The sequence below is a fragment of the Sphaerochaeta halotolerans genome, from assembly GCF_003429665.1.
GTDB lineage: Bacteria > Spirochaetota > Spirochaetia > Sphaerochaetales > Sphaerochaetaceae > Sphaerochaeta > Sphaerochaeta halotolerans.
The window spans coordinates 1-1,188 of the sequence record NZ_QUWK01000042.1 but is presented as its reverse complement, the minus strand read 5'-3'; the positions used below and the strand labels follow the sequence as shown (position 1 = coordinate 1,188).

Annotated in this window: 2 protein-coding genes; both read right to left on the bottom strand. The window is 57.2% G+C overall.

The features are described from left to right. A partial coding sequence (rfbB, locus tag DYP60_RS13885) for a dTDP-glucose 4,6-dehydratase (protein ID WP_117331609.1) occupies nucleotides 1-909 on the bottom strand: 909 nt, incomplete at its 3' end. After that, nucleotides 906-1,188 (bottom strand): sugar nucleotide-binding protein (locus DYP60_RS13880; protein WP_165849606.1); only part of this gene is annotated, 283 nt, incomplete at its 5' end. The genes rfbB and DYP60_RS13880, both read right to left, overlap by 4 nt.

Sequence of the window (1,188 nt, the reverse complement as noted above, 5' to 3'; positions counted from 1 at the left end):
CTTGGTGGGATCTATGCCGTAGCGCCGGTCATGCCCCTTCCTGTCAGTAACGTGCCTGATGAGCCTTTCGTCAATGCCTGGGTCCACTTTCTCAGCTACATAGGCTATGATGTTCTTCACAATCTCGATGTTGGGTTTCTCGTTGTGCCCGCCTATGTTGTACACCTCACCGAGGGTACCCTTCCGGAGCACCAGGTCTATCGCCTTGCAGTGGTCTTCCACATACAGCCAGTCACGGACCTGCATGCCGTCCCCATACACGGGAAGGCTGTTTTTGTTCAGGCAGTTGTTGATCATCAGGGGAATGAGCTTCTCGGGGAACTGGTAGGGGCCGTAGTTGTTCGAGCACCTGGTGATGTTCACCGGCAGCTTGTAGGTATCCCCATAGGCTTTCACCAGGAGGTCGGCCGAGGCCTTGCTTGCCGAGTAGGGACTGTGGGGGTCCAGGGGGGTGGTCTCGGTAAAGAACCCCTCAGGCCCGAGGGAGCCGTATACCTCGTCGGTGGATACCTGCAGGAACCTCACCCCCTCCCGGTACGAGTCCTCCCCTGTCTTCCAGGAGCTCTTCGCGGCATCCAGGAGGTTCAGTGTTCCCATCACGTTGGTGCTCACGAACACCCCTGGGTCGGTGATCGAGCGGTCCACATGGCTCTCTGCGGCGAAGTTGACCACATAGTCAATGTGGTACTGCTCGAACAGTCTTACCATGGCTTCCCGGTCACAGACATCGGCTTGTATGAATGCATACCGCTTATCATCCATGACAGCCTTCAGGTTCTCCAGGTTCCCTGCATAGGTGAGCTTGTCAACATTCACCACCAGGATGTCCTGGTGCCTCTCAAGGATATAATGGATGAAGTTGGAGCCGATGAAGCCGGCACCTCCGGTCACCAGGTAGGTCTTGCTCATACGTTCTTCTCCTGTTCCAGGTAATGTTCCATGAAGCTGTCCAGGGCTTCCTTCCAGTCTCGCATGCTGTTTCCGATGGTGTCGTGTAAATGCCTGTTCTCCAGGGCGGAGTAAGCGGGCCGTTTGGCAGGACGGGGGAACTCATCGGTGGTGCAGGATTCCACCGGGACCGATAGCCCTGCCCTCTCTACGATCCTCTCTGCAAAGGCATGCCAGCTTACCGGCTCCCCCCCACAGGTGCAGTGGAAGATGCCGGTCTCCGTGGAGGCTCCCAGCAGT